This is a genomic window from Streptomyces xiaopingdaonensis, from assembly GCF_000262345.1.
GTDB lineage: Bacteria > Actinomycetota > Actinomycetes > Streptomycetales > Streptomycetaceae > Streptomyces > Streptomyces xiaopingdaonensis.
This window is the reverse complement of sequence record NZ_AJTQ01000139.1, coordinates 22,539-47,824: the sequence shown is the minus strand read 5'-3', so window position 1 is coordinate 47,824 and position 25,286 is coordinate 22,539. Positions and strand designations below refer to the sequence as shown.

General features: G+C 72.1%; 17 protein-coding genes. 11 read left to right on the top strand and 6 right to left on the bottom strand.

Annotated elements, in window-relative coordinates; genetic code table 11:
* Nucleotides 1-38 precede the first annotated feature (38 nt).
* The 3 genes from UWG_RS0111305 (at nucleotide 39) to UWG_RS0111295 (ending at nucleotide 5,940) form a co-directional block, all read left to right on the top strand.
* Entirely contained in the window at nucleotides 39-3,419 is a 3,381-nt protein-coding gene (locus tag UWG_RS0111305) for a molybdopterin-dependent oxidoreductase (protein WP_033196083.1), read from the top strand.
* Nucleotides 3,420-3,536: 117 nt separating this feature from the next.
* Nucleotides 3,537-4,466, top strand: a complete 930-nt coding sequence (gene lhpI / locus UWG_RS0111300; protein ID WP_016907320.1) for a bifunctional Delta(1)-pyrroline-2-carboxylate/Delta(1)-piperideine-2-carboxylate reductase — start codon at nucleotides 3,537-3,539, stop codon at nucleotides 4,464-4,466.
* Nucleotides 4,467-4,479: 13 nt separating this feature from the next.
* Nucleotides 4,480-5,940 (top strand): short-chain fatty acid transporter, encoded by a 1,461-nt coding sequence (locus tag UWG_RS0111295; RefSeq protein WP_016907319.1) that lies wholly within the window; start codon nucleotides 4,480-4,482, stop codon nucleotides 5,938-5,940.
* Between the two features lie 73 nt (nucleotides 5,941-6,013).
* Here UWG_RS0111295 and UWG_RS0111290 read toward each other — a convergent pair whose 3' ends face one another.
* The 3 genes from UWG_RS0111290 to UWG_RS0111280 all read right to left on the bottom strand — a co-directional run bounded on the left by UWG_RS0111290 (nucleotide 6,014) and on the right by UWG_RS0111280 (nucleotide 9,353).
* Entirely contained in the window at nucleotides 6,014-7,567 is a 1,554-nt protein-coding gene (locus tag UWG_RS0111290) for a M4 family metallopeptidase (RefSeq protein WP_420235624.1), read from the bottom strand.
* A gap of 338 nt (nucleotides 7,568-7,905) precedes the next feature.
* A complete protein-coding gene (locus UWG_RS0111285; protein WP_029391355.1) occupies nucleotides 7,906-8,706 on the bottom strand; it encodes a nucleotidyltransferase domain-containing protein in 801 nt (266 codons plus the stop codon).
* Between the two features lie 65 nt (nucleotides 8,707-8,771).
* On the bottom strand, nucleotides 8,772-9,353 hold the full coding sequence (locus UWG_RS0111280; protein ID WP_016907316.1) for a TetR/AcrR family transcriptional regulator: 582 nt from the start codon (nucleotides 9,351-9,353) through the stop codon (nucleotides 8,772-8,774).
* A gap of 134 nt (nucleotides 9,354-9,487) precedes the next feature.
* Here UWG_RS0111280 and UWG_RS0111275 point away from each other — a divergent pair, with 134 nt between their 5' ends.
* Both UWG_RS0111275 and UWG_RS0111270 read left to right on the top strand, forming a co-directional pair.
* Nucleotides 9,488-10,534, top strand: a complete 1,047-nt coding sequence (locus UWG_RS0111275; RefSeq protein WP_029391354.1) for an FAD-dependent oxidoreductase — start codon at nucleotides 9,488-9,490, stop codon at nucleotides 10,532-10,534.
* 323 nt (nucleotides 10,535-10,857) lie between these two features.
* Nucleotides 10,858-12,045 (top strand): helix-turn-helix domain-containing protein, encoded by a 1,188-nt coding sequence (locus tag UWG_RS0111270; RefSeq protein WP_106429952.1) that lies wholly within the window; start codon nucleotides 10,858-10,860, stop codon nucleotides 12,043-12,045.
* A gap of 120 nt (nucleotides 12,046-12,165) precedes the next feature.
* On the opposite strand, the gene UWG_RS0111265 is transcribed toward UWG_RS0111270, so the two are convergent.
* Nucleotides 12,166-13,476, bottom strand: a complete 1,311-nt coding sequence (locus tag UWG_RS0111265; RefSeq protein WP_016907313.1) for an MFS transporter — start codon at nucleotides 13,474-13,476, stop codon at nucleotides 12,166-12,168.
* A 265-nt stretch (nucleotides 13,477-13,741) separates the two neighbouring features.
* Between UWG_RS0111265 and UWG_RS0111260 the strand changes: the two genes are divergently transcribed.
* From UWG_RS0111260 to UWG_RS0111235, 6 genes are all read left to right on the top strand, one after another.
* Nucleotides 13,742-15,097, top strand: coding sequence for a L,D-transpeptidase (locus UWG_RS0111260; protein WP_016907312.1), 1,356 nt, complete (start codon nucleotides 13,742-13,744; stop codon nucleotides 15,095-15,097).
* A gap of 222 nt (nucleotides 15,098-15,319) precedes the next feature.
* Nucleotides 15,320-16,591, top strand: a complete 1,272-nt coding sequence (locus tag UWG_RS0111255; protein ID WP_016907311.1) for a L,D-transpeptidase — start codon at nucleotides 15,320-15,322, stop codon at nucleotides 16,589-16,591.
* 53 nt (nucleotides 16,592-16,644) lie between these two features.
* On the top strand, nucleotides 16,645-17,421 hold the full coding sequence (locus UWG_RS0111250) for an enoyl-CoA hydratase/isomerase family protein (protein WP_033196080.1): 777 nt from the start codon (nucleotides 16,645-16,647) through the stop codon (nucleotides 17,419-17,421).
* A 194-nt stretch (nucleotides 17,422-17,615) separates the two neighbouring features.
* Nucleotides 17,616-18,122 carry an ATP-binding protein gene (locus tag UWG_RS0111245; RefSeq protein ID WP_016907309.1) on the top strand — a complete coding sequence of 169 codons (507 nt, stop codon included), beginning with the start codon at nucleotides 17,616-17,618 and terminating at the stop codon, nucleotides 18,120-18,122.
* A 55-nt stretch (nucleotides 18,123-18,177) separates the two neighbouring features.
* The gene (locus UWG_RS0111240; protein ID WP_016907308.1) at nucleotides 18,178-18,396 is read left to right on the top strand and encodes an EF-hand domain-containing protein; all 219 of its coding nucleotides are present in this window, start codon (nucleotides 18,178-18,180) and stop codon (nucleotides 18,394-18,396) included.
* A gap of 1,009 nt (nucleotides 18,397-19,405) precedes the next feature.
* Nucleotides 19,406-21,670: a catalase gene (locus UWG_RS0111235; protein ID WP_016907307.1), complete on the top strand. Its 2,265-nt coding sequence runs from the start codon at nucleotides 19,406-19,408 to the stop codon at nucleotides 21,668-21,670.
* Between the two features lie 69 nt (nucleotides 21,671-21,739).
* Here UWG_RS0111235 and UWG_RS0111230 read toward each other — a convergent pair whose 3' ends face one another.
* Both UWG_RS0111230 and UWG_RS0111225 read right to left on the bottom strand, forming a co-directional pair.
* Nucleotides 21,740-24,298, bottom strand: a complete 2,559-nt coding sequence (locus UWG_RS0111230) for an ABC transporter permease (RefSeq protein ID WP_016907306.1) — start codon at nucleotides 24,296-24,298, stop codon at nucleotides 21,740-21,742.
* 50 nt (nucleotides 24,299-24,348) lie between these two features.
* A complete protein-coding gene (locus UWG_RS0111225; RefSeq protein WP_016907305.1) occupies nucleotides 24,349-25,134 on the bottom strand; it encodes an ABC transporter ATP-binding protein in 786 nt (261 codons plus the stop codon).
* Nucleotides 25,135-25,286: the final 152 nt, after the last annotated feature.

The window sequence follows — 25,286 nt, the reverse complement described above, 5'->3', positions numbered from 1 at the left end:
TCTCACGCCCTCGTCCTCTGTTCGCAAGGGGTCCCCTCGTGCCACCTGAGAAGAAGCACGGATACTGCACGCTGTGCCGCTCCCGCTGCGGCGCGGTATACACCGTCGATTCCGGCCGGATGACGCGAGTGGACCCCGATACGGCCCACCCGACCGGCACCGCCCTCTGTCCGAAGGGGCGGGCCGCGCCGGAGATCGCGCACAGCACCCGCAGACTCACCACGCCCCTGCGCCGCACGCGCCCCAAGGGGGCCGAGGACCCCGGCTGGGAGGAGATCGGGTGGGAGGAGGCGATGGCGACCGTCGCCGAACGGCTCGATGCGATCCGGGCGGAGAGCGGTCCGGAAGCCATCGGCTTCGCCGTCACCTCGCCCAGCGGAACCCCGATGTCGGACTCCATCGAGTGGGTCGAGCGTTTCATCCGGCGCCTGGGCGCCTCCAACACCTGCTACTCCACGGAGATCTGCAACTGGCACAAGGACTTCGCGCACACCTTCACGTTCGGCAGCGCGCAGCCCACCGCCGACTACCGCGCCACGGAACTGGCGGTGCTCTGGGGGCACAACCCGTCCAAGACCTGGCTTGCCCAGGCCGTCGCCCTGCGCGAGGGCAAGGACAGAGGCGCCCGTATCGCGGTGGTCGACCCCCGGCGCTCGACCAGCGTCCGGGATGCGGACCACTGGATGCGGGTCCGGCCCGGTGCGGACGCGGCGCTGGCCCTCGGCGTGGCCCGGCACCTGCTGCGGACGGAGCGGTACGACGAGGACTTCGTGCGCTCCTGGACCAACGGACCGCTGCTCATCCGCGACGACACCGGCGAGCTGCTCACCGCCCGGGAGGTGGCGACCGACGAGGGCGAGGGCTTCGTGGTCTGGGACGTGGCGGCCGGCCGTACTCGTCGCTACGACACCCGTACGCGCGCCGAGCGGCCGGAAGACTTCGCCCTCCGCGGGGAGTTCACCGTCACGCTGCTGGACGGCCGGCGAATACGGGCGCGTCCCGCGTTCGAGCTCTACGCCCAGGCGTGCGAGCCGTGGTCACTCGCCAGGACCGCACGGCACACCTGGATCGGCGAGGACGAACTGCTCGCGTTCGCCGAGGACTTCGCGGCGGCGCGCACCGTTGCCTACCACTCCTGGACCGGCGTGGGACAGCACGGGAACGCGACTCAGACCGAGCGCGCCATCGCCACGCTCTACGCCCTCAAGGGCTGCTACGACACAGCCGGCGGCAACGTCGTGCTGCCCAAAGTCCCCGTCAACCCGGTCACCTCGCTGGAGGAGATGGAGCCTGGGCAACGGGAGAAAACCCTGGGGCTGCGCCGGCGGCCACTCGGCCCCCCGGCCACCGGGTGGGTGACCAGTCACGACCTGTACAACGCCGCACTCGATCACGAGCCGTACCGCGTCCGGGCGCTCGTGGGGTTCGGCGCCAACCTCCTCGTCTCGCAGCCGGAACCCGCGCGGGGCAGGGAGGCGCTCCGCGCTCTCGACTTCCAGGTGCACTGCGACCTGTTCATGAACCCCACGGCGCAACTGGCGGACATCGTCCTCCCCGTGAACAGCCCCTGGGAACGCGAAGCTCTCAAGGTCGGGTTCGAGATCGACGAAAACGCCCAGGAACTGGTGCAGTTGCGTCAGCGTATGGTGCCCCCGCTCGGTGCCTCACGCTCGGACATGGAGATCGTCTTCGACCTGGCGTGCCGTCTGGGCTTGGGCGCCGACTTCTTCGACGGTGACATCGAGGCCGCGTGGAACCACGTGCTCGCGCCCACCGGACTCACGACCGGGCAACTGCGCAGCGCCCCCGGTGGCGTTCGCTACCCTCTGCGCACCGAGTACCGCAAGTACGCGACGGAGCACGCCGACGGCACCGTCACCGGATTCGCGACGCCGAGCCGCCGCGTCGAGCTTTACTCCCCCCGCCTGGCCCGCGCAGGGTATCCGGGCGTGCCCGATGCAGGGTCTGCCCCAGCGGAGTCCTTGCCCTACGTGCTCACCAGCGCGAAGAGCGGGTACTTCTGCCACAGCCAGCACCGTGCCGTCTCCTCACTGCGGCGCAGGCACCCGGAACCCGTCGTCAACATATCCCCACGGCTGGCCGCCGACCGCGCGTTGTCGGACGGGGAGCAGGCGAGGGTCACCACGGCGCACGGCACCTTCCGCATGCGTACCGAGATCTCTCCGGACCTCGACCCGCGCGTCGTCGTCGCGGAGTACGGCTGGTGGGAAGCCGCCCCCGATCTGGGCCTGCCCGGGTCCGATCCGGTCGAGGGAGACGCCAACTTCAACGCGGCCGTGTCCGCCGCGCCCGCGGACCCGGTGAGCGGGTCGCTCCGGATGCGCGGGGTCGCCTGCGATGTCCGGCCGGACCGGGAGTCCCGCGAGGCAGCTCCCCGGCAGGGAGCGCGGGAAGGCGAACGTCGGTTCGTCGTCCGCGAGATGACCTCGCGCGGGCGGGGAGTCCTCGAGCTGCGGCTCCGGCCGGTCGACGGAGGCCCGTGCGCGTCCCACCGGCCGGGTCAGTACGTCGAAGTCACCCTCGACGGAGCGGGGGAGGAAGCCCAGGTCCGCCGGGCGTACTCGCTCACCAGCAAGCCCGGCGAGGAACACGCTGTCGCCGTACGCCTCCAGTCCGGCGGGACGGCGTCCACGCACATCCACACCGCGCTCCGTGTGGGCGACACCGTCGGCCTCAGCGAGCCCTCGGGCACCTTCACGCTGCCCGTCGATCCGCCCTTCCCCGTCGTGATCTTGGCCGCCGGGATCGGCATCACCCCGTTCCTCGGCCAACTGGACCGCACCGCCGAACTCGCGGGCGAGGGCCCGCGCATCACCGTCCACAAGGGAGACCGCGGCGGGGACGACGTCAGCTTCGAAACCCGGCTCACACACCTCGCCGAGCGCACCCCCCGGTTGCGGCTGATCCGCCACCTGAGCCGTCCGGGTCCCGGCGACGTGCGCGGCCGGGACTACGAACACGAGGGCCGCGTCAGCGCGGACGCCGTCGACCAGGCCGACATCGACGCACGGGCGCGCTTCTACCTCTGCGGCCCCGACGCGATGATCCGCGAGGTCACCGAGGGGCTCGTCGCACGCGGAGTGCCGCGTTTCGAGATCTTCGCCGAACGGTTCGCACCTCCGGCCAGGGCACTGCCCGCCGGGGACGCACAGCACCGGGTCACCTTCCGTGCCTCCGGCACCATCCTGACCTGGCGTCCGCAGGACGGCCCGCTGCTCGACCTCGCCCAGCGCGGTGGACTCCGCCTCCCCAGCGGCTGCCGCGTGGGGCAGTGCGAAAGCTGCGCCGTGCGGCTGCTCTCCGGCTCCGTCGCACACCTCACGGACCCGCCCGGTACCGATGACGCCTGCCTGACCTGCCAGGCCGTACCCACGAGCGACATCGTGTTGGACGCCTGACCCACTGGCGCCGGGAGACACCACCAGCAGACCGTCTCGGACACCGCCTCGAAGTCCCTGTCCCAACAAGCAGCCCCAGCAAGTCCGACCCGACAACCACCCGAGGAGAACCGCGCAATGCAGTACTTCGACGCCGAAGAGACAGCGAGCCGACTGGAGTACGACGTACTCATACCGGCCCTGCGTTCCGGCATGGCCCTCGACGCGACCGTGCCGCCTCGGCAGCACTACTCCCTGGGCTCAGGCGACGAGGCCACGTTGCTGGTGATGCCCGCCTGGAACCGGGAGTTCGTGGGCGTGAAGCTCGTGGACGTCTTTCCCGGGAACACGGCCCACGGCATGCCAGCTCTGTCCTCCGCCTACGTCCTGGCGGACGGCGGGACCGGCAAGCACCTGGCCCTGCTCGACGGAGGCGAACTCACCCGCCGCCGTACGGTCGCCACCGCAGCGCTCGGCGCCTCGTTGCTGTCGCGGGAGGACGCACGCGTCCATCTGATCGTCGGAACCGGCCACATCGGCAGCGCGGTCCACGACGCCTACCGCGCCGTGCGCGGCGGAATCGAGACCACCCTCATTGCCGACCCGCACGATCCCGCTTCCGCCGAGGCGCTGGCGAACTCCCTCACCGAACGGGGCGTGCACGCGCTCGCGGTCGACGACCTGCCCGAGGCGGTCGGCCGGGCCGACATCGTCACCACGGCGACACTGGCCCGCGAACCCGTCATCCGCGGTGAATGGGTGGCCCCTGGTACCCACCTGGACCTCATCGGAAGCTTTCAACCCGCGCTGCGCGAGGCCGACTCCGCACTGATGGCCCGCGCGACCGTGTTCGTCGACCACGCCGTCGCGCTCACCGAGTCCGGCGAGATCGTCACAGCCTGCGCCGAAGGAGCTCTGACCGAGGAGGAGGTCCGCACCGACCTCGACCGGCTCTGTGCGGCACCGGGCCCCCGGCCCAGGCAGCCGGGTGAGGTCACCGTCTTCAAGACCGTCGGCACCGGCCTGACCGACCTCGTCGCGGCCGTGACCGTCTACACGAGAACGTGAGGCAGGGATAGTCATGGCTTCGAAACAGGCCGCGTCCGGCCGGAACGAGCCCCGGGCCGGAAACGAGGAGACCCGGGCGCTGTCCCGCTTGGCGGTGCGCATCTCGCACTTCTCGGAGAAGTGGTTCCCCGAGGCCTTCATCTTCGCGCTGATAGCCCTCGTCGTCGTGACACTCGGCGCGCTGTCCATCGGCGCCTCACCCACCGACGTGACCCGCGAGTTCGGCAACGGCTTCTGGGATCTGATCCCCTTCACCATGCAGATGGCCTTCGTCGCGATCGGTGGCTACGTGGTCGCCACCGCACCGGCGGCCCGTGTGGTGATCGCCCGCATCGCCGCGAAGCCGTCGAGCGGCCCGGGTGCCGTGGCGCTGATCGCTACCGTGAGCACCTTCAGCGCCCTGCTGAACTGGGGCTTCAGCCTCATCTTCGCCGGCCTCCTGGCACGCCGCGTGGCGCGCAGGGACGAACTGAACGTGGACTACCGAGCCGCCGGCGCCGCCGCCTTCATGGGGCTGGGCAGTGTGTGGGCGCTGGGCCTCAGCTCCTCTGCCGCGCAGCTTCAGGCGAACCCCGACAGCATCCCCGACAACCTCATGCCGATCACCGGTGTCATCCCTTTCCGGGACACCATCTTCCTGTGGCAGTCGCTGCTGCTCGCCGCGGTCCTCATCCCCGTCGTCGTCGCCATCGCCTACTTCTCCGCACCGCGCGGCGAACAGGTGCGCAGCGCCCACGCGTTGGGGGTGGACCTCGACGCCGAGGAGGACGACCGGCTGCCGCCCCGCTCGCGGCCGGGGGAGTGGCTGGAGTACAGCCCGCTGCTGACCGTCCTCGTGGTGGTGCTGGGGGTGGGCTGGGCCGTCCAGGAGTTCGCGGAGTCGGACCCGCTCGTGGCCCTGTCCGGGCTGAACACGTACAACCTGCTCTTCCTGATGCTGGGGATGCTGCTGCACTGGCGTCCCCGCAGCTTCCTCACCGCCGTGGCACGGGCCGTCCCCGCCACCAGCGGCGTGCTGATCCAGTTCCCCGTCTACGCGGCGATCGCCGCCGTCCTGACCCGGCCGACCAACGGCGCGGGCGACTCGGTGGCCGACTACCTCACGCAGGCCTTCACCTCGCTGTCCTCCGCCGCGCCCTTCCCCATGGTCGTCGCCGTCTACTCCGCCGTCCTCGGGTTCTTCATCCCTTCCGGCGGCGGGAAATGGCTCATCGAGGCCCCCTACGTGATGGACGCGGCCAACGGACTGGAGGAGAACCTCGGTTGGACCGTGCAGGTCTACAACGCCGCCGAGACCCTGCCGACCCTCATCAACCCCTTCTGGATGCTGCCGCTCCTCGGAATCCTGAAGCTGCGCGCACGCCACATAGTCGGCTTCACCTTCCTCCAGTTCCTGTTCCTCGCCCCGCTCATGCTGGTCGCGCTCACCGCGCTGTCGTACACGCTCGGCTACACACCGCCCGCCGTGCCCTGAACCGTCGGAGGCAAGACGGAAGACGCCGCCCGCGGGACAGCCCCCGCGGGCGGCGTCTTCCGTACGGGAGAGGTCAGTTGACGTTGACGCCGCTCCAGGCGGCCTCCACGGCCGACACCTCGGCGCTGTCGGCGCCGTAGAGGCCGGTCGCCGCCTCCACGGTGGCCCGGCGCGCGTCCGCGTAGTCCGTGGTCGAGGTCATCTGCTCGGTGAGGGCCTTGAACCAGATCTGCTCGGCCTTCTCGATGCCGATGCCCTCGACGTCGGAGCCGTCGGCGGTCGGCGAGTCGTACTCGACCCCGTTGATCTCCTTCGCGCCGCTGCCCTCGGAGAGCAGGTAGAAGAAGTGGTTGGCGATGCCCGATGAGTAGTGGACGTCGACGTCGCCCGCGTTCTCGTCCCAGAAGTCGAGCGAGACGCCGTCCTTGCTCGGCTCGTCCATGTACCGCAGCGGCGTTCCGTCGCCGTTGATGTCGATCATCTCCCCGATGAGGTAGTCGGGGACGTCGGTCTCGCTGTCGACGTTGAACTCCACGCCGGTGGCGAGGATGTCCGAGGTCGCCTCGTTGAGGCCGCCCGACTCACCGGCGTAGATGAGCCCGGCCGTCGTCGAGGTGACGCCGTGCGACATCTCGTGGGCGGCGACGTCGACGGAGGTGAGGGGCGCCGCGTTGCCCTCGCCGTCGCCGTACGTCATGCAGAAGCAGCCGTCCTCCCAGAAGGCGTTGACGTAGTTGTCGCCGTAGTGGACGCGGCTGCGCGCGCCCTCGCCGTCGCCCGCGATGCCCTCGCGGCCGTGGACCTCCGCGTAGTAGTCCCACGTGACGGAGGCGCCGTAGTGGGCGTCGACGCCCGCGGTCTGCGGGTCGTCGGGGGTGCCGTCGCCCCAGGCGTCGTCCTCGTCCGTGAAGAGCTCGCCGTCTCCGCTGGTGCCGCCGTCGAGGTCGGTGGTCTCGTTGTCGCCGCGCTCGCCGTCGGTGAGGGTGTAGCTGCCTTCGGAGCCCGAAGTACCGAGTTCGACGGTGCCGCTGTACTGGCTCTCGCCCGTGCCCTCCTGGACGCCCTGGAACTCGAAGAGCTTCTCTCCGGTCGCGGCGTCGGTGACGACGTGCAGTCGGTTGGGCGCGCCGCTCTTCTGGACGCCGCCGACGACCGTCTCCCAGGCGAGAGTGGGCTCGCCCTCGGCCGCCCAGATCACCTTGCGGGGAGCCTTGCTCCCCTTCGCCTTCGGAGTGGCCGGTTTGTGCGCCGCCTGCGCCGTGGTGGTGGCGACCGTGATCTCCGCCTCGGTCGCCTTGGTGACGCCGGTGCGCTTGCCCTCGGCGGTCTTGTGGACGACCAAGTCGCCGCCGATGACGGGGAGTCCGTCGTAGGTGCGCTCGTAGCGGGTGTGGGTGGCGCCGTCCCGGTTCCGGACGACGTCCTTGACGCGCAGCTCCTCCTTTGCGCCGAGTCCGAGCGCCTTGGCCTCCGCGGCCGAGCCGGAGTCGGCCTTCGCGACGAGCGAAGTGTGCTGGGCGGCCGTCAGGTGCGCGGGGAGCGCGTCCCGGGCGGTCGAGTCGGCGGGTGCGGCGCCTGCTGTGCCGGCGGTGATGCCTGCGACCAGCAGTGCGCCGGCGGCGAGCATGGTGCCGGATATCCGGGTGAGGCGTCGCTTCTCTGAGGTGGTTCTCACGCGATGGCTCCTTCTGCCGTGGGGGCCGGGCGGTGGCTTGGGACCGTCCGGGCAGAACTGAGGTGCGGGTGCGACGCGCGCATGTACGAGTGCGTGCGCGTGGCAGCCTGCCACTGCGGCGCGTACATGTCACCGGTGTGTTGCTCGACGCCGGGGAGGTTGGCCGGTTTGTGTCCGTTGACAGGACGGGCGGATTCGGATGACGGACACGGCGACTGCCGGGCGGGCAGGGCGAGTTGGCGTCCGGAGGAGGCGACGGGGTGAGGATACGGGGGCGGCGCCCGGCGCGGTCAGTCCGTCGCCGTGCCCTCCTCCGCCTGCCGGACCGCGCTCTCGTAGGTCGATTCGGCCCTCGCCAGGACGGCGCGGAGAGACTCCGTCTCTTCGTGCTCGCGAAGGTGTGCGGCGCTCAACTCGGCGAGACGGTCGTCGACTCGACGGAGCCCCGCCCGCTCCAGCAGGTGCTTTTCGTTGGTCACCCACTCGCCGCGGGCCGCGAGGACGGCGTGGCCCGCCTGCATCGCCGAGGTCGCCAGCGCGCCGGCGACCTCCGTGCGGGCGCCGAGAGGGGCGCTGTTGGCAGCCGCGTACCTGAGGACATGGCGCGCGGTCCCGAGCCAGCGCGCGGGGGCCGAGCGGCGCAGTGCCGACGGATAGGGGATCGCGCGGGGCGTCTCGCCGCGGAGACCGCGGTTGGCGGCGAGTTCGGCGGCGAGGAGGTAGCTGGGGATGCCGGCGAGATGGAACAGGAGCGGCTCCACATGGAAGCGGCCGGCTGCCGCCTCCGCGACCTGCTCTTCCACCGTGTCGAGGTCGCGGTAGTGGATGTCGACCCTGCGACCCTCGATCGTGAGCCATGCGCCGCCGTCGAAGAGGCCGCCCCAGCCGCCGAGCTCCGAGACCTCGCCGGGCCAGCCGACATCGCGGAGCACTCCGGGGTCGAAGGTGCCTCGATAGTAGAGGGCGAAGTCCCAGTCGCTGTCGGGGCGTTCGGTACCGCTGCCGCGTGAGCCGCCGAGGGCGACCCCGCGGACGCCGGGGAGCTCGGCGAGGGTGTCGGCGGTGCGGGTGAGGAAGGCTGCGTCGTTCACTGCGCTCCTTAGGGGGCGTCGTCGAATCCGCGTCGCACAGTCAGGCGGGGATTTGACGACACACCCTAAGCGTCGGTGGCCGGGTAGACGGCGTCGAGGAGGGCGTCCACGAACGCCTCCGGGTCGTCGAGTCCCGCGGCGGTCAGGGTGCGGGGGCCGCCCGCGAGGAGGTGGGGGATGGCGGCGTGCAGCGCGAGGGTGACGACGGCGGAGCGCTGCGGTGTCGCGGGGAGCCCGGCCGCGCGCTGCGCCGCGTGGAAGGTGGTGAAGTCCGAGGCGGAGATCGGGTCGAGGAGTTCGGCGAGCCACGGTCTGCGTGCGGCCTCGGCCTGGAGCTCGACATAGGCGAGGAGCCTGGGGCGACCGGGGCCCGCGACGTTCTCCACGAGCGCCCTGAGGAGCGCCGCGAGTTGGGCGCGGTCGCTCGGTGCCGGGCCGGCTGCCGCGGCGACGGCGCGGTAGTGCTCCAGGCAGCGTTCGGCGACGCCCCTGAGGAGGGCGTCGCGGGTGGGGAAGTAGTTCTTGGCGGTGCCCGCGGGGACGTCGGCCGCGGTGTCGACGGCGCGGTGGGTGAGCCCGCGTCCGCCGGCTTCGGCGAGCACCTCTGTCGCCGCGTCGCGCAGACGGTCGCGGCGGTCCTGGTTCACCGTGGTGCTCCTCTTCGGTCGGGACGGGGCGGTGCCGATTCTCCTCCGTGCTCGCAGAGTTGGGCGACGAGGGCTTGGCGAGGCTACCCCAGACGTGGTACCACAGGTGTGGTAAATCGACGTACGGGGGAAGCATGGCGAAGAGCGCAGTAGTCGTCGGAGCCGGGGTGGCCGGACTCGCCACCGCACTGGGCCTTCGACGCGCCGGTTGGAAGGTGACCGTCCTGGAGAGGCGGCCCGAGACCGAGCGCTACGGGGCCGCCTTCGGCATCCACCCCACGGCGCAGGCGGCGCTCGAACGGCTCGGCGCGGGCGAGCACTTCCACGCCGGCGCCGTGCCCTACCGCGGCGCGCGCATCCGCAAGCCGGACGGGACGGTACTCGCGAGCCTCCCCCTCGAACGCATCGAGCGGAAGGCGGGCCGCCCCGAACTCCTCGTCTCCCGGGCCCGTTTGCTCGACGCGCTCTTCGAGGCGCTCGACCGGGCCGGCGACGTCGCCCTGGAGTTCGGCACGGGAGTCTCCGACGTGCGCGCACTCCTTGACGGCCACGACCTCGTCGTCGGTGCCGACGGCATCGGAAGCGCCGTCCGCCGGGAGTGCTTCGGCGAGCGGAGCCGCCAGCGCCGTGCCGGCACCGTGGCCTGGATCGGGATCGCCGACTTCGAGAGCCCCGTGCACGGCGAAACCTGGGGCGCGGGACGGTTCTTCGGGCTGACCCCGATCGAGCCCGGGCGCACCAACTGGTACGCGGCCGCCGCCGAAGCCACCGACCCCGGGGAACTCAGGGAACTCTTCGCCGGGTGGCACGACCCGATCCCGCACATCCTGTCGCGGACCGACCCGGACACCTGGCTCCGCTACGAGATGCGCCACCTCCACCCCGCGCTCCCGAGCTTCGTGGCGACCGGCGACCGTACCCGCGGCGGCGTCGCACTCGTCGGCGACGCGGCGCACGCCATGACGCCCAACCTGGGACAGGGCGCCTGCACGGCGCTCCTCGACGCCGAGGCCCTCGCGCGCGCCTGCGCGACCGCGGACCTTCCTGCCGCACTCCGCGCCTACGACCGCGAGCGCCGCCGCGCCGCCCAGCGCGTCGCCTTCGGCTCCCGCACGCTCCACCGCTTCATGGCGACGCGCCGCCCGGGGCTGCGCAACTCGCTTGTCAGGATGCTGCCTTGAGCTTTTCGGGGATGTCCGCTCGGGCCCGGGACGGGGGGCCGGGCCCGAGCGGGTTTCAACCGTGGCCGCTTCGGCGGTGGACGCGTACGAGTGCGGCTCGGCGTCCGGCTCCTCGTCGCGCACGATGCCGTATCGGCGCAGGCGGTACGTGCGGCTGAGCATGCGGGGTCACCTCGATGAGGCTGGCAGGGACGTGACGGTGGTCCTCCACGCCCCGCGCAGCCACGCGAGGCGAGTGCTTACACCGTGGTCAGCCTCTTACGGCTCCCGATTCCCGGCGATGACCCTCGGGTGGGCCGCCGGTATGCCCCGGGTGGGCCACAATGAGAGCTATGGGGACGACAGTCGGAGACGACGTCCGGATCCGTCGGGAAGCTCTGGGATGGACCCAGGCCCGCCTTGCACGTGAAGCGTGCAAGTCCTCGGGTATGCCTCCGGGTTCGTTGTCGAAGCACGACATCTACCGGTACGAAACCGGCCGCCGTACGCCTCGGGACTGGCTGCCCGCGATCTCCGCCGCCCTGGGCGCTTCCACCGAAACCATGAGGACGCCCGCGCGACCCGAACCCACGTCGCTCCCTGAGCCGCTTCCCGCGCTCCACCGCGCGGCCGCCGGCCAACTGGCCCCGACGATTCGGAAGTTGAACCGCCGACTGGTGGCACTCGACAACGAACTCCACGGCCTTCCCATCGCGGAGACGGCGGCCAGAGCGTTCAAGACGGTGTTTCGCCGCCTGGGGAACGGGACCCCCGAGATCCACGAACGGGATGTCCAGTCGGCCGCCGCAGAGCTGGCGGAGATCGCCGGTTGGGCGTGCTTCAACGAAGGTCGGCCGCGCGAGTCGAAGCGCTTCAGCCAAGAGGCTCTCTTCCTCGCCCAGCGGTCCGGGGACCGCGGGATCGAACTCCTCACGCTCCAGAACCTGGCCCTGCTCGCCGGGTGGACGGGCCGCCTCGGTGAGGAGCTGTCCCTCACCCGCTCCGTCCTCGAACGGGGCGACCTCGACCCGCGTGTGGAGGCCATGTTCCGGTGCCGAGAGGGCCAAGGGCTGGAGCGCGCGGGGGACAGCCGCCGGTCCGTCGAGTCGTTTGCGCGGGCGCGTTCCCTCCTCGAAGAGGCCCCGCCCTCCGACTCCCCTGCGTGGTCCTGGTGGGTGTCGGAGCGGGAGGTGGACCGGCAGCAAGGGCGGGCCCTGAACCTCACGAAACGCTGGGACGAATCGCTCCCGGTCCTCCATCGGGCGTCGGACGAGACGGCGGGGTCCCACGTCGGGTACGGCCTGGTCTCCCAGGTGTGGCTACTCGATTCGCTCCTGTCCCTGAGGGCGTGGACGGAGGCGGAGGCGGCCGCCCACGCGCTGGTCCCGTCGGTCACCGAGCTGTCGTCGCGCATCGTCCGGGGCCAGCTGGAGCGCGTGGTGTCCCGGGACCTTCCCGCTCTCCCCACAGCGCTCCGGGACACTTTGGAACACGTCCGCGCGGGTCTGGCGGAGGACCCTTACGGCTTCTGACCGCCCGGGGCCGACGTAGCGCCCCGCTCCCCCTGAGAGACGGACGAGCAGGAACGCGGGAAACAGCCGCAGCCGTTGCAGGTGACGCGTGGGGAGAGGACCCGCCCGTCCGGTCCCGCCTCACACGACCCGCCGCAGCCTCCGCACCGCCGGGACCGAGAGCAGCGTGCACGCCACGAGGAGGGCCATCGCCCCGCCGGCGAGGAGGACTTGGCGGGAGCCGAGGAGCCCCGCGGCGGGTCCCGCGAGCGCCTGCCCGGCCGGCAGCATCGCCAGCGAGCCGGCCACCTCCAGCGCGTGGATGCGGTTGAGCACCTCGGGCGGCACCTGGGTCTGCACGCTCGTCGCCCACATCACGCTCCAGAACCCCATGCCGGCACCGGAGACGGCCGCGCCGCCCATCATCGCCCAGACGGGCAGCCCCGCACCGACGGCCGCCGGAAAGCAGCAGCACCCCAGCAGCGCGGCGGAGCCCGCGCGGAGCTGGCGGAGCGGCCTGATGCGCAGCGCCAGCAGCCCGCCGGCGGCCGTGCCCGCGCCGAGCGCCGAGTTGACGAGGCCGTACGCGCCGGAGCCGGCGGTGGGGACGATCTCCGCGGCGGTGAGCGGGACGAGCGGTCCCCAGGCGGTCAGCATGAAGACCATCCACACGACGATCACCGCCCACATCCAGGTGCGGGCCCTGAAGTGCCGCCAGCCCTCGGCGAGATCGGTGAGGTAGCCGGTGCGCTGCCGGCGCGCTCCCCGCGGCGCGTCCCGGGGCAGCCGAAGGAGCAGCAGGCAGACGGCGCTGAGCGCGTAGGTGCCCGCGTGCGCGGCGAAGACGCCGCCGGGCGAGACGAGCGCGACGAGCAGCCCGGCGAGCGCGGGGCCCGCGAGCATCGCGAGCGACTCGGCGGTACGGATCATCCCGTTCGCGCCCTGCACGTCCCTGGCGACCTTGGGCACCGTGCCCGCGACGCCGGGTTCGAACATGCCGCCCGCGATGCCGTTGATCGCGCCGATGACGCAGATCTGCCAGAGGACGACGTTCCCGCTGAGGAAGAGCACGGCGGCGACGGCCTGTGTCACGACGCGCACCAGGTCCGAACCGGCCATCAGCGCCCGCGCGTTGAAGCGGTCGCAGAAGACGCCGCCGAAGATGACGAAGCCGGCGAGGAAGAGGCTCAGTGAGGCGAGCACCGCGCCGATGGCGCCGGCGCCGTGGCCCTGCTGGATGAGCCCGGCCGACAGCGCGACCGGCAGCATCGTGTCGCCGAGCTTGGCGACGGCGCGTGCGGTGAAGAAGAGGAGGAAGTTGCGGGACCAGAGGCGGTCGCCCGTCCCATCGGAGCGGGCAGTGGCGCGGAGCGGGTCGGGCAGGGTCGGTCCGTGCTCGGGGGCCGCGGTCGCTGGTCTGCCGGAGGGGGCTTCGGGAGGGGAGTCGCTCACAGGACGCTCAGTCTGCGGGTACCTGCTCCGCTCGTCCAGTTGTTTTCGGCGGAGTGTCGCCCGGGCCTCCCAACTTCCGTCTTGGGGCGGCAGGTTGACGCTCCGGCACCGTGCCCGCGAGCGGCGCCGGAGCCGTACGCCGTACGGCTCGCATGCCGCCTGATCGCCTCGTATCCCCCGCTCGGCGATGTTCGTTGAGCCGGACGGCTGCTGACCTGCACGGAGCCACCGCGCAGGCGGCGCGAGCGAACGGTGAGGCGGAGCGATGGACTTCACGGCGGGCCCCGGGCGACCCCGGGACGGACGGACGGCATTCCCCATCCGGAGCGCTCTCGCGCGCACGACCGGACGCGGAGCGCCGGAGCGCGGCCGGCCGCCCGCGCGGCCGCCGCGCCGCCGACGCGCCCTGCGCCACGGCCTGTTCGCCACGACCGCCGGCGCACTCTGCGCGCTCGCCGCCGGCTGCGGACTCCTGGGCGCCGCCCCCGACGCCGCCGAGGAGTCGATCCGCGTCACCCCGCGCGACGGCGCGCGTGTGCGCACGGGCGAGCGTGTGGAGGTCTCCGTGTCCCGGGGCACGCTCGATTCGGTCCGGGTCGTCCGCGCCTCCGACGGGCGGGCGGTGCCCGGGCGGATCGGCGGGCACGGCCGGCGATGGCGCCCGCTGCGGGCCGACGAGGCGCGGGGCGCCGCGTGGGGCCGCAAGTCGGCGCAGGGCTTCGACGGTGCGCTGCAACCCCGCGCCCGCTACCGCGTGTACGCCGTCGCACGCGGCGCGGACGGCCGCCGCCACACCCGTGCCACGAGCTTCACCACACGCCCGCGCGAGAAGCGCTTCCTCGCCCGCTTCTTCCCCGAGGACGGGCAGACCGTCGGCACCGGCACCATCGTCTCCCTGCGGTTCGACAGGCCGATCGCCGACCGGGCCGCGGTGGAGCGCGCCGTCAGCGTCGGTTCGCGCCGACAGGAGGCGGCACCGCACTGGTTCGGCCGCACCCGACTCGACTTCCGCCCCCGCACGTACTGGCGCCCCGGCAGCCGGATCACCCTCGACCTCAGGTTGCGCGGCGTGCGTGGCGGCCCCTCTCTTTACGGCGAGCAGCGCAAGTCCGTGCACTTTTCCGTCGGGCGCGACCAGCGCAGCACCGTCGACGTGCGCACCCACCGGATGACCGTCCTCCGGGACGGGCGCCCGCACGCCGACTACCCGATCACGGCGGGCGCGAAGGACACCCCGACGTACAACGGCCGGATGGTCGTCAGCGAACGGCACCGCACGACGCGGATGAACGGCAGCACCGTCGGGTTCGGCGGGCAGTACGACATCGAGGACGTGCCGCACGCGCTGCGCCTCTCCGAGAGCGGCACCTTCCTCCACGGCAACTACTGGGCGCACGACGGCGTCTTCGGGACCCGCAACACCAGCCACGGCTGCATCGGACTCCGCGACGGCCGGAAGGGCGACGCGCGGTCGCCGGCCGGGGCCTTCTGGGAAGCCACCCTCGTCGGCGACGTCGTGGAGGTCGTCGGCTCGCCCGAGCGCACCCTCGCGCCCGACAACGGACTCGGCGGCTGGAACCTCTCGTGGCAGGAGTGGCGAGAGGGCTCCGCGCTCGGCTGAGGACTCGGCCGAGGACGGGGCGCCGCACCGCCTCGCGGCGACAAAAGGCCCGTCGAGGGCGGTACCGCGAGGGTGAGGCCCCTCCCGGGAAACTGCGACCGAACGGTGACACCGTCCGGGCAGCGGCCCCGCGCAGCGGTGTGGTTACCTGTCGGCCCGACGCGGTCGGGGGCGCACGCGGGGTGCGCAGCAGCGTGACGGGAAATAAGGGGTGGCGCCGTCTTGGACCTGAAGACGTTGGCGAAGGAGAAGTTGAACCCGTCGGCGATACGCGAGGACAGTCGGCTCCAGTGGATAGGCGGCTCGGCCGTCGGTCTCCTCGTCCTCCTGCTGGTACTGGTGCTCACGCTCACCATGTGCGGCAGCGGCGGCAGTTCGGCCGACGACAAGGCACCGGCCGGCGCCGCGGGGAAGGACGAGGGCACGTCGGACGCGGTGGTGGAGATCGCGCCGAAGGACGGCAGCGACGACGTCGCCACGTCGGGCGCGCTCGAGGTCGGTGTGACCGAAGGGAAGCTCACCCGGGTCGCCGTCAAGGACGACAAGGACAAGGCCGTCAAGGGCACCCTGCTCAAGGGCGCTTCGCTGTGGAAGCCCGACCGGCATCTGGCGACCGGCACCAAGTACACGGTCGACGTGCTCGCCGAGGACGCGGAGGGCCGCGAGTCCGCGAAGCACGCGACGTTCAGCACGGTCGTCCCCAAGGACACCTTCGTCGGCTACTTCACGCCCGAGGACGGCTCCAAGGTCGGCGCGGGGATGCCGGTCTCCCTCAACTTCAACCGCTCGATCGCCGACCGCGAGGCGGTGGAGCGCGCCATCTCGGTCACCGCGGACCCGAAGGTCGAGATCGAGGGGCACTGGTTCGGCGACCGCCGCCTCGACTTCCGCCCCGAGGAGTACTGGGCGTCCGGCACCGACGTGACGCTCGAGCTCGACCTCAACGGGGTCGAGGGCGCCAACGGCGTCTACGGCACGCAGCGGAAGACGGTGGAGTTCTCGGTCGGCCGGCAGCAGGTGAGCGTCGTCGACGCGAAGAAGAAGACGATGGTCGTCAAGCGCGACGGCAAGAAGATCAAGACCATCCCGATCACCTCGGGGACCGACGAGAACCCCACGTACAACGGCAAGATGGTGATCTCGGAGAAGCACAAGGTCACCCGTATGAACGGCGACACGGTCGGCTTCGGCGGCGAGTACGACATCAAGGACGTGCCGCACGCGATGCGGCTGAGCACCTCGGGCACCTTCATCCACGGCAACTACTGGACGCCGCAGGGCCAGTTCGGCCAGGTCAACGCCAGCCACGGCTGCGTCGGCCTCTTCGACAAGCGCGGCGGCAACAGCTCCTCGACCCCGGGCGCCTGGTTCTACGAGAACTCGCTCGTCGGCGATGTCGTCGAGGTGAAGAACTCCGACGACGAGACGATCAAGCCGGACAACGGTCTCAACGCCTGGAACATGGACTGGAAGAGCTGGAAGGCCGACGGCTGAGCGCGGACCCGCCTCCCCTGGGACGGGTCGGGGCGCCCCGGTAGCCTGCGCGCATGACTGTGGAGACTGTGCGCCTCGAAGTGGCCGACGGCGTCGGAACCGTCCGCCTCGACCGTCCCCCGATGAACGCCCTCGACACCGCCCTCCAGGACCGGCTGCACGAGCTCGCCGACGAGGCCGGCCGGCGCGAGGACGTGCGGGCCGTCGTGCTCTACGGCGGTGAGAAGGTCTTCGCCGCCGGTGCCGACATCAAGGAGATGGAGGCGATGAGCCACGCCGACATGGTCGCGAGGTCGCGCCGGCTCCAGGACTCCTTCACCGCCGTCGCCCGCATCCCCAAGCCCGTCGTCGCGGCCGTCACCGGCTACGCGCTCGGAGGCGGCTGCGAACTCGCACTCTGCGCCGACGTGCGGATCGCGGGCGAGCGCGCCAAGTTCGGGCAGCCGGAGATCCAGCTCGGCCTCATCCCCGGCGCCGGCGGCACGCAGCGCCTTGCGCGGCTCGTCGGCCCGTCGAGGGCGAAGGACATCATCTTCACGGGGCGTCAGGTCAAGGCCGACGAGGCGCTCGCGCTCGGCCTCGCCGACCGCGTCGTCCCCGACGGCGACGTCCACACCGAGGCGCACGCCTGGGCGGCGAAGCTCGCGCAGGGTCCCGCGATCGCGCTGCGTGCGGCGAAGGAGTCGATCGACGTGGGTCTGGAGGCCGACCTCGACACGGGCCTGGCGCTCGAACGCAACTGGTTCGCCGGGCTCTTCGCCACCGAGGACAGCGCGATCGGCATGCGCAGCTTCGTCGAGAACGGACCGGGCAAGGCCGACTTCACCTGAGGCGGGGGCCGCTCTCCGTCGCCGTCGGTGGTCGTCGCGGCCCCTCGCCCCGTGCGGGCGCGGGGCCGTCGGTCCAGGTCAACTCCGGTTTCTCCGCCGCCGGATGGCGTCTACGCAGAGTGACGCGTTCGGCCATTCTGCAATTACAGACGGCAAATCGGCCGAACCAACCCCGGGCGGCTCCGGGTGCGTCCATGATGGTGCGCATGGCGGGACAGGGAGACGTGGCGAGCGCAGCCGGCAGTGCACCGCCGATCGCCGGGGCCGCTGCGATCGAGGAGCCGGCCGGCGACCTGCTCCAGCTCGTCGGCGATCCCACAGCGGCCGAGGTGCGGCTGCCGAACCGCCCCGAATCCGCCGCCATCGCCCGCCAGTTGGCGCAGAGCGCGATGCGGCTGCGCTGGGCGGCGCCGCCCGGCCGCACCGAGCAGACGGTCCTCCTCGTCTCCGAACTCGTCGGCAACGCGGTCCGGCACACGGGTGCGCACGTCTTCGGCCTGCGGATGCTGCGGCGGGGGAGCGCCGTCCGCGTCGAGGTGCAGGACCCCTCGCGCGGCCTGCCCTGCCGCCTCCCCGTCCGCGAGCTCGACACCAGCGGCTGGGGCCTCTACCTCGTCGACACCCTCGCCGACCGCTGGGGCGTCGACCTCCAGCCGCACGGCAAGACCACCTGGTTCGAGCTCCGCCTCCAGGACCGCTGAGCTTCCACTAGGGTGCGACCGTCCACCGACGGCCGTACACAGCAAGGGAGTTGCCATGTCCGAGAGGGAAGAGGCCCGGCGCGTCTTCGACGCGTTCGACGCCGACGGCGACGGATACGTCAGCGCCGGCGAGCTCGGCACCGTCCTCAGCGAGGCGACGGGGAGCAGCATCGAGCCGGAGGCCGCGGCCTCCCTCCTCGCCGCGAGCGACACGGACGGGGACGGCCTCCTCTCGTTCGACGAGTTCTGGACGGCCCGTCAGTCCGCGGGCTGACACCGCCCGGCCACCGCGGGAGCCGTTCCCGCGGGCCGGATCGGCCCTCCTCGGTTCTTGTCCGGTCCCCGAGCGGTGCGACCCACCGCCGGCGTGCGGGGGACGGGGAAGGGCCAATCCGCGGGCGACGCTTCGACGGGCCCGGAACGCACCGTCTCCGGATGCCCGCGAGCGCTGCCTTCCCGGCGCTCGCGGCCGCGCCGGGCCCCGCGCCGAGGGGACCGAGTCCGACCGCCGTCCAGCAGGACAGGACGGCCCCGACACGGGCAACCGGTGGGCCGGATCCCGCCCTTCCACGGAGCCCCGTCGAGCATGGCGCTCTTCTCCGGTCACTCGCCCGCCGACCGCGGAGGTGCCGACGCACCCGGGCTCCGGTCCGTCCCGGCGCAGCCGGAGGCGACGCGTCCAAGGCGAGGCACGCCGACCGGAAAGCGCCCACAGCCACGGAGACCAGGAACCGCACCCTGTGCCGGCGGACCCCGCCCGTTGACGCCCGGCGGCCCGGGCGCCGAGCACCGGTGACGGCCACGACGCGTCGGCCCTCGACGGCGCCGGCACCGAACGCCCGGCGGTCACCGGGGAGTTGACGTGCCGCCGGACCGGCCGGGGACGGGGGCAACGGCACGGCGAGAGCCGCCGCGGCAGCACCCGGACGCCGGATTCACCGCCGCGCCCGCCGGGCACTCGGACGCCGTCTCTCGGTGCTCCGCCGGGACACCGAGGGTCCGCACACGCCCGAGCCGCCCCGGAGGAGGTGCATGTGGCGACCCCGCGACGGGCGCTCGCCGAGGAGCCCCGTTCCCGCGCCCGTGGACGACCGCGGAGCGCGGGCCGCCGCGAGGTTCCGGGAGGGTCCGCCGTTCGTGGGGGCGCGGATTCGCCGGGACCTCTGCGGCGGCCCGCGGCTGGGCGCGGGTGCTTCGGTGTACCGGGTAGCCGTTCGCGTCGTGGCGGGGTGCGTGTGCGGGCCGGACGTCTGCCGTACAGGTCCGACCTTCGAGGAGTAGCCATGGCCAAGTCCGAGTCCTTCAAGGAAAAGGCACGCGAGATCGCCGAGGCGCTGCGAGGCGGTGCCTCAGGCCCCGAGGGCGGCGTTCCGGGGAAGCCGGGGCCCGAGACGCCCCCCGTGGACGAGCCGACGACGCCCCGCGAGCCGCTGCCCGCCAAGTCCGACCAGGGCGCACCCGAGGCGGTCAGCCCGACGGGCAGGGAGAGCGGCGACGAGGACCAACGCAACCAGTACGGCGCGTTCTTGACGACCGCGCAGGGCGACCGCGTCCCGGACACCGACCACTCCCTCAGGGCGGGCACCCGCGGCCCGATCCTCCTCCAGGACCACCACCTCCGCGAAAAGGTCATGCACTTCGACCACGAGCGGATTCCCGAGCGCGTCGTGCACGCCCGCGGTGCCGCGGCCCACGGCGTCTTCCAGTCGTACGGCACGGCGAGCTCGGTCACCAAGGCGGCGTTCCTCCGCGAGGGCGTGCAGACCCCGGTCTTCGTCCGCTTCTCCACGGTGCTCGGCTCGCGTGGCTCCCTCGACACCGCCCGCGACACCCGCGGCTTCGCCACGAAGTTCTACACGCAGCAGGGCGTCTACGACCTCGTCGGCAACAACATGCCCGTCTTCTTCATCCAGGACGCCATCAAGTTTCCCGACGTCATCCACGCGGGCAAGCCGCACCCGGACAGGGAGATCCCGCAGGCGCAGAGCGCGCACGACACCTTCTGGGACTTCGTCACGCTCCACACCGAGGCGACCCACCACACGATGTGGAACATGTCCGACCGCGGCATCCCGCGCTCCTACCGGATGATGGAGGGCTTCGGTGTCCACACCTTCCGGCTCGTCAACGACTCCGACGAGACCACCCTCGTCAAGTTCCACTGGAAGCCGCGACTCGGTGTCCACTCCCAGGTCTGGGAAGAGGCCCAGATCACCGGCGGGGCGGACCCGGACTTCCACAGGCGGGACCTCGCCGACGCGATCGAGGCAGGCGCCTACCCGCAGTGGGAGTTCGGCATCCAGACCTTCCCCGACACCGAGGACCAGATGTTCGAGGGGATCGACCTGCTCGACCCGACCAACCTCGTCCCCGAGGAGCTGGCCCCGGTGAAGCCGATCGGCCTGCTCACCCTCAACCGGAACCCGGAGAACTTCTTCGCCGAGACGGAGCAGGTCGCCTTCCACGCCGGCCACCTCGTCCCGGGGATCGACATCACCGACGATCCGCTCCTCGCGGGACGGCTCTTCTCGTACCTCGACACGCAGATCACACGCCTCGGCGGCCCCAACTTCGCGCAGCTCCCGATCAATCGCCCGCACGCGCCGATCAACGACATGCTGCGCGACGGCATGCACCAGACGGCCGTCCACCGCGGCGTCGCCCCCTACCGCCCCAACTCGCTCGACGGCGGCTGCCCGTTCATCGCGGGCGCCGGCCAGGGCGCGGACATCGAGGTGCCCAAGGAGATCCCGCAGGGCCGCAAGGTGCGCGAGCACGCCTCCTCCTTCGACGACCACTTCTCGCAGCCCCGCAGGTTCTGGCTCAGCCTCTCGGCCGTGGAGAAGGAGCACCTCATCGCCGCGTACACCTTCGAGTTGGGCAAGTGCTACGAGCAGCCCGTCAGGGAGCGCCTCCTGAAGGTCCTCGCCAACATCGACGAGGAGCTGTGCCGCCAGGTGGCCGACGGGCTCGGACTCCCGGTGCCCGCCGCCACGCACAAGGCCGCCTCGGTCGAGCCGAGCCCGGCCCTCTCACAGGTGGGCGAGAGCTGGCCGGTCGACGGGCGCGTCGTCGGTATCATCGCCGACTCCCACAGCGACCTGGACGAACTCGGCGGCGTCATCCGCAGGATCGGCGAGGCCAGCATGGTGCCCCTCGTCGTCGCCCCCACGGGCGGGACCCTCGGCGACTCGCTCACCGTGCAGCGCACGTTCACGACGGCCCGTTCGGTCGAGTTCGACGCGATCCTCCTCGCCGGCACCCCGTCGAAGGCGGGCGACGGCTACCCGGCCCGCGACGCGAAGGTCGGCCCGCCGGCCCGCGGCGAGCGTACCGACGCGCGCGTACCGCAGCTCGTCGCCGAGGCGTTCCGGCACGCGAAGCCGATCGGCTTCTGGGGCGGCGCCGAGTCCGTCCTGGAGGCGGCCGGCATCCCGGCCGACGCGCCGGGCGTCGTCACCGGGGCCAACGGCACCGGCGTCCTCGACGAGATCGTGGCCCTCCTCGAGCGCCACCGCGTCTGGGAGAGGTTCCCCGCGGGGGTGTGACGGACGCCGGGTGACGTATGGAGGGGTGCCGCGGCTGCGTCCGGCCGCGGCACCCCTCCGTCTGTCGTGCTACTGCGCGTTGAGCGACCGCAGCATGTTGAGGCGGACGGCCCGGCGCGCCGGCCAGACCGCCGCGAGGACCCCGACGGTCAGGGCGAGCACGAGGAGCAGGCCGAGGCGTGCCCAGGGCAGCACCGTCTCGTACGTGGCGAGCGACGAGCTGGTGAGACTGCCGACCGACCAGGCGAGGAAGATCCCGGTGCCGATGCCGAGGGCCGCGCCGAAGAGCGAGATCACCACCGACTCCAGGCGCACCATCTGCTTGACGCCCCGGTCGTCGAGGCCGATGGCGCGCAGCAGGCCGACCTCCCTGGTGCGCTCGTAGACCGACATGGCAAGGGTGTTGACGACGCCGAGGACGCCGATGACGACGGCCATGCCGAGCAGCCCGTACATCATGTTGAGCAGCAGGTCGATCGGGCCGGCCTCCTCCTTGGTCAACTGCTCCTTGTCCTGCACCAGGAGGAGCGGGCTGTTGCCGAGGGCCTCGCGGATCTCCTGGTCGAGGCCGTCGGCGCCGGGGGCCGTGCCGACGAGGAGGCTGTCGAGCCTGCCGCCCTCGGAGTAGGGGAGGACGTCGTCGAGAGGGGCCAAAACGTCCTCGACCGCCCGTGTCGACTCGTAGACGCCGGCGACCGTCAGCTCCTTTTCGTCCTCGTCGGCGAACTCGCCCCGGAAGGTGTCGCCCTGCGAGAGGCCCGCCTTCTCCGCGTACTCCTCGGAGAGCGCCACCTTGCCCGGACCGACGGCCGCGAGCGAGCCGCTGGTGAACTCCAGGTCCGCGACGCGCTCCAGGCGCTCCGGGTCCGCGCCCGTGATGAGGGCGAACTCGTCCTTGGCGAACAGGGTGGAGGAGGTGACGGGTGCGGTCGCCGTGACGCCGGGGACGTCGTCCACCTTCGCGTCGAGGGCCGGTTCGATCCCGTTGAAGTCGGCGTTGGAGACCTTGTACTCGGCTGTCAGGCCGCGTACGGCCTCGTCCTCCAGGGCGGCCTGGGCGGACTTGCCGGCCACGCTCATGCCCGTGATCAGCGTCAGGCCGATCATCAGGGCCGAGGCGGTGGCGGCGGTGCGGCGGGGGTTGCGCAGGGCGTTCTCCCTCGCGAGCATGCCGCTGACGCCGAAGAGCCGCGACGTGAGCGCGCCGGCGAGGCGTACCAGGGGCCGGGAGAGCAGCGGGGCGAGCGCGATCATGCCCGTCAGCGTGAGCACCGAACCGAATGCGGCGGCGAGGAGGTTGGAGTCCTCGCCGTCCTCCTGCGTCGAGACGAGGAGCAGGACGAGCACGCCCACGCCGGTCAGCGCACCACCGAGGCAGTTGCGAAGGACCATGCTCCGCTTCGGCGGCGCCTGGTCGACGGAGCTGAGCGCCTCAACGGGCGCCACCTTCGCCGCCTTGCGGGACGGCAGCCACGCGGCGAGCACGGTGACGCCGACTCCGACGACGAGCGACCAGACGAGCGTGCCCGCGGAGATCACCAGCGGCCCGTTCGGCATCCCCGCGCCCGCCATGTTGAGCAGCGGCCGCATGGCGGTCGCGATACCGATACCGAGCGCGAACCCGGCGGCGGAGGCGACGAGTCCGAGGAGCCCCGCCTCGACGAGCACCGCGCGGACGACCTGGCGGCGCGAGGCCCCGACGGCACGCAGCAGCGCGGTCTCGCGGCTGCGCTGGGCGACGAGCATCGTGAAGGTGTTGGCGATGAGGAAGATGCCGACGAAGAGCGCGATGCCGGCGAAGGCCATGAGCACCTTGGTGAGCTCCCCCGTGCTCCTGACGATCTCGTCGGCCTGCTCCTTGGCGAGTTCCGCCCCGCTCGCGGCCGTGACGTTCTCGTCGGGCAGGACCTCGGCGACGTCGTTGGCGAGCTGCCGGTTGTCGGTGCCGGGCGCAGAGCCGACGGCGAGCTCGTCGAACCGGTCGGGCTGGAGCAGGAGCTGCTGCGCCGTGTCCGTGTCGAAGAGGACGAGGCTGCCGCCCGCGGTGACGCGCGGGTCGTCGGTCTCGACGGTGCCGACCAACCGCCCGGAGAGGGCCGGTCCGGAGGTGGCGAAGCGGACGGTGTCGCCGAGTTCGTAGCCGGCCTTCTCGGCGGTGTCACGCTCCAGGAGAAGCTCGTCGCTGCCGGTGGGGGCGCGTCCGGTGTCGAGGGGGTAGCGGCTGTCCCGACCGCCGTCGTCCGGCACGTAGTTGGTCGCCAGGTTCTGCCAGCTCATGTCGACGTTGAGCGGCCGGCCGTCCTTGGCGGCGAGGGTGGCGGTGCCGTTGACGACGGGACGCACCGAGGTGACGCCCGGCACGTCCGCTACCTGCTCGGCGAGGTCGCCGGTGAGCGCCGTCGACCGGTCTTCGGCCGCGTCGCTCTCCGACTCCCACTCGGACTCGGCCTGTACGGAGACGGCGACGTCCTTGAGGTTGTCGGCGGAGGCGCCGCGGAGCGCCTGGGCCACGCTGTCGCCGAAGACGAGCGTGCCGGAGACGAAGGCGACGCCGAGCATGACGGCGAGCGCCGTCATGATCAGTCGGGCTTTGTGCGCGAAGAGGTTGCGCAGGGCTGTTCGGAGCATGGCGGGTCCTGGTGTAGGAAGCGGCGGTTCGGCGGGGTCGGGCGGCCGGGTCAGCCCGTGCGGCCCGCGGCGCCTGCGCGCCGCATCCGGTCGAGGACGCTCTCGGCGGTCGGCGTGAACAGCTCGTCGACGAGCCGGCCGTCGGCGAGGAAGACGACGCGGTCGGCGTAGGCGGCGGCCGTCGGATCGTGGGTGACCATCACGACGGTCTGGCCCAACTCCCGTACGGAGTTCCGCAGGAAGCCGAGGATCTCGCCGCCGGCGCGGGAGTCGAGGTTGCCGGTCGGCTCGTCCGCGAAGATGATTTCGGGCCGGGACGCGAGGGCCCGCGCGACGGCGACGCGCTGCTGCTGACCGCCGGAGAGCTGGGCGGGACGGTGGTCCAGCCGTCCGGCGAGGCCGACGGTCTCCACGACCGTGTCGAGCCACTGGGGGTCGGGCTTGCGGCCGGCGATGCTCATCGGCAGCGTGATGTTCTCCAGCGCCGACAGCGTCGGCAGCAGGTTGAACGCCTGGAAGACGAAGCCGACGTGGTCCCTGCGGAGCCGGGTGAGCTGCCGGTCGTTGAGGCGCGACAGCTCGGTGTCGCCGATCCGCGCCGAACCACCGGAGACGGAGTCGAGTCCTGCCATGCAGTGCATGAGCGTCGACTTGCCCGAGCCCGAGGGCCCCATGATGGCGGTGAACCGCCCGCGCTCGAACTCCAGCGAGACCGAGTCGAGGGCGACCACCCGGGTCTCGCCCTCGCCGTAGACCTTGCTCAGCTCGGTGGCGCGGGCGGCGGCCGAGCTCTGGGACGGGTGGGCGGGCGAGGACACGGCTGCTTGCATCGACATGGCGGCTCCAGAGTGGGCGGGGCGGTTGACTGCCTCTCATCCTCCGCGCGCCGCACGCCGGATCCGTCGGCCTCAGGGACCGAGTGCGGCCCCTGTCGAAGGTCGGGCCCGCGGGACCGTGTGGTCCTCGGGGCCCATCCGGAACTCTGTCT